The 3,521-nt window shown below is 76.3% G+C and carries 3 protein-coding genes; 1 reads left to right on the forward strand and 2 read right to left on the reverse strand.

What is annotated here, in order from left to right; genetic code table 11:
• Positions 1-49 precede the first annotated feature (49 nt).
• Positions 50-823 (reverse strand): peptidoglycan-binding protein, encoded by a 774-nt coding sequence (locus tag ACFU9E_RS35330; protein ID WP_380689539.1) that lies wholly within the window; start codon positions 821-823, stop codon positions 50-52.
• Between the two features lie 159 nt (positions 824-982).
• Positions 983-2,830 carry a hypothetical protein gene (locus ACFU9E_RS35335; RefSeq protein WP_380689537.1) on the reverse strand — a complete coding sequence of 616 codons (1,848 nt, stop codon included), beginning with the start codon at positions 2,828-2,830 and terminating at the stop codon, positions 983-985.
• A gap of 2 nt (positions 2,831-2,832) precedes the next feature.
• On the opposite strand from ACFU9E_RS35335, the gene ACFU9E_RS35340 reads away from it, so the two are divergent.
• On the forward strand, positions 2,833-3,387 hold the full coding sequence (locus tag ACFU9E_RS35340) for a BTAD domain-containing putative transcriptional regulator (protein ID WP_380689535.1): 555 nt from the start codon (positions 2,833-2,835) through the stop codon (positions 3,385-3,387).
• The last annotated feature ends 134 nt before the right edge of the window (positions 3,388-3,521 follow it).

Genomic DNA, 3,521 nt, shown 5'->3' on the forward strand with positions numbered 1-3,521 from the left:
CCGCCACCCGGGGTGCGGGTGGCGGGCGCCGCCGCGTGGCGAACGGGGGTCAGGACTGCGGGACGTGCAGGCGCGCCCAGGAGGAGGCGCCGGGCCAGCCGTCCGCGTCGGTGCCCGCGTAGCCGAGCTTCTGCTGCCAGCGGGCGTAGCTCCGGCGGTCGGCCTCGCTCCACTGCGGGCCGGGGCCCTGCTGGTAGGCGCCGCAGCCCTCCTCCACCAGACGGCGGCCCATGGCGGTGACCAGTGGGCTGCTCGGGCCGGTGCGGAACCACTCCGATCCCGGGAACGGCGCCCAGCCGCCGCCCGCGGGCGTCGTCGTGCCGCCCCCGCCCGGCTCCAGCGCGCCGGAGGTGACCAGGTGGTAGAGCGGCGCGCCCGGGCACTCGGTGGCGTAGCCGTCCCGGTGGCCGCGGATCTCCCGGCCGGCGCCGTTGGCGCGCAGGTAGGCGACGGCGTCCCGCAGTCCCGTGACCTGGTCGGCGCTCGGGGCGGTGTGCCCGCTGTCGCCGACGAGGGCGAGGACGGCGAAGTGGTCGCGGTTGAGCGTGGTGTTGCCGTTGGCGGCGTTCTGCGTGTTGCGGCCGCGGCCCTCGAAGACGTAACCGTGCTCGCAGACGGCGAGGTTGTAGGCGAAGTCCGACCAGCCGTTGCCGTCCATGTGGCTGTTCTGGACCTTGCGCAGGTACCCCGCGCAGGTGCCGTGCTCGTCGGCGCTGTACGGGCCGCCCAGGTAGTGGATCTTGACGCCCCGGTTGGCCGGCACCGCCGGATGGCCGTTGCGGGCCGCCCGGGCGCCCCACTCGGCGCGACTGACGAACTTCATGGCCGTGTCTCCCTGTTGGTTCCGTTCCGCGCGGGCCGTCCCTGGGCCCGCGTCCGTGCTGCTCGGAGCGTGCCGCCCGCCGCATGCAGCCCGCGTGCAACGGACGTGCGGCGGGCGTGCAGGGCGCGGGTGTTCGGGGGACGGGCGGTGGGCCCGAGGTCAGCGCCCGGCGCCGCCGCCGTGCACCCGGGGCGCGTAGTCCGCCCGCAGCTTCTCGATCCGGCGCAGGAGGGCGGCCAGCGCCTTGTCCTCCAGCGCCCGCATCTCGTTCACCTGCTTCGGGGTGTAGCCGTAGCGGGCCGCGTCGTCGTAGCTGAACTCGTACCAACTGCGGTTGTTCTTGCTGCGGTTGGCGGGACCGTCCATCCGACGGAGGTTGTCCTCGTGGTCGCCGAGGCCCTTGAGGTGCTCGTACAGCTCCGCCCGGACCCCGCGCGACGCCGCCAGGTAGAGCCGCAGCACCGGGACGAGTTCGTCCAGCTTGGTGATCCGGTCGAGGGCCACCAGGTGGTCGGTGTCCAGCGTCGGCGGGTTCGTCTTCTCCGCGACCGCCCGGGCCACTCTGGCCTGCCAGGCCTCGCGGCCCGTCACCTCGTCGAAGTCGATCCGGCTCCGGTCGCGGTAGTTCGGCCCCTTCGCGCGCATCACCTCGATCAGCGGCCGGCTCTTCTCGCGCACCTCCTCGGCCCCGGCCTCGCGAAGGGTCCGGAGGTTGGCCTCCTCTCCCCCGCCGGCCCGGACCGCGCCGCCGGCCTCCTCCGCCTCCTGCCGCAGCACCCAGGAACGCCGCAGCCAGACCAGGTAGTCCAGTTCCCGCGCCGAACGGCCGCCCAGTGCCACCAGGGCATCGAGTTCGGCGATGCGCTGCTCGTGCGGCAGCCGGCCGACCCGGCCGAACCAGCCGTCCAACGCGGCGGGGCGGGGCGGGCGGAACCCGGCCTGGACGGCCAGGCCGTGGCCCGCCGCACCGGCGGCGGCCGTCTGCTCCGCGGTGGCACTCGCCGAGCGGGCGAGCGCCCGGTCCGTGCGCTGCACCTTCTCCGCCGCCCGGGCCTGGCCGGCCGGGTCCAGCCGGACCGGGCCCTCGCCGCGCTTGCGGCCGCGCCGGTCCTCGGCGGCGATCACCCCGCCCTGCTCGGTACTCCGCTGCGCCAAGGTCCTGCGGTGCTCGGCGAGTTGCTGCTTGAGATCGGCGATCCTGGCCCGGTCCGGACGGCTCGCGCCCCGTTCGGCCGCGATCATCGACGTCAGCTTCTCGATCTCCCGCGCGGCGTCCCAGGCCCGGGTGCCGGGCACCGGCACGTACGCGCCGCCGAACAGGACGCCGGCCTGCTCGCCGAGCGTCCGCAGGCCCCCGCGCAGGCTCCGGGCGTCCTGGACCTCGCGAATGGCGGCCAGGTGGTGCGCGGCGTCCTCGGCGGTGGCGTCCGGACCGGCGGCGATCCACATCCGGGCCCGGCCCAGCGCGTCGAATGCGTGCCGGACCTGGACGGTGCGCCCGCCGCCCTCCAGCACCTCGACGGAGTCCCGCAGTTCGACCGGCAGCGCCGCGACGAAGCGCGGGTCGACGGTGGCGTGCCGCAGCACGACCGGGGCGCCGGTGGCGGCGGCACTCCCGGCCTCCGCGCCCTCCGCGCCCTCCCCTTCCTCCCCGGCCCGCTCGGCCGCCGCGCCCAGCTTCAGCAGGGCGCCCGACACGGCCGCCTCCCCCAGTATGGCCAGGACCTCCCGCTGCTCGCCGCGGGCCACGGCCTCGTTCAGCCGGTACGCCAGATCGGCGTTGGCGACCACCAGTTGGGTGGTTCCGAGCACGCCGTCCACCCGGGCGACGAAGTCCAGCGCCCCGCTTCCCCCGGTGATCCGCAGGACCTTCGCGCCCTTGCCGACCGCGCCGGTCAGATTGCCCCCGAGGTCCAGCGCGTCCATCAGGGTCTGCTGGTCCGCGCGCAGATCCCCCGAGAGCGCGCGGTCGCCCAGCCGGACGACGGCGGCGGCCGTCCCGGCCACCTGTGACAGCGCGATCAGCGGACGGCGGATCGGCTCCGCGTCTGCTCGGCGGCCCGTCCGGCTACCGGCTCACCGTCCTGGACGAGCAGCTCGACCACCGGCGCGCCGAGCGGCGGCTCGACGCCGCCCGGGCCGCGCTCGCCGCCGGCGACCCGGCCGCCGCCCGCACCTCGGCCCGGGAGGCACTGGGGCTCTGGCGGGGTCCGACGCTGGGCGAGCTCCAGGACCTGCCGGCGTTCCAGTGGGAGGCCGCCCGGCTGGACGAGGTCCGGCTCGGCGCCGAGCAGTTGGTGGCCGAGGCGGACCTGGCGCTCGGCCGGTCGGAGGAGGCGGTCGCCCGGCTGCGGCGGCTGGCCACCGGACAGCCGCTGTGGGAGCAGCCGCAGGCCCTGCTGATGCGGGCGCTCTACCGCACCGGCCGGCAGGCGGAGGCGCTCGCGCTCTACCAGCGGACCCGCCGCCGGCTCGTCGACGAACTCGGCATCGAGCCGGGGGCGGAGCTCGCCGGCGTCCACCGCGCCATCCTGCGCCAGGACCCGTTGCTGGAGCGCGTCTGACGAACCGCGCGGTGGCCGCGGGGGTGGCTCGGTCGCGGTGGTGGTTCAGTCGCGGGAGCCGGAGGCGCCGTTCTCGTAGGCCTCGATGGTGCGGACGAACAGCGCGCGCTCCTCGGGCGCCAGCGGCTCGAAGG

Source organism: Kitasatospora sp. NPDC057595 (genome assembly GCF_042800875.1).
GTDB lineage: Bacteria > Actinomycetota > Actinomycetes > Streptomycetales > Streptomycetaceae > Kitasatospora.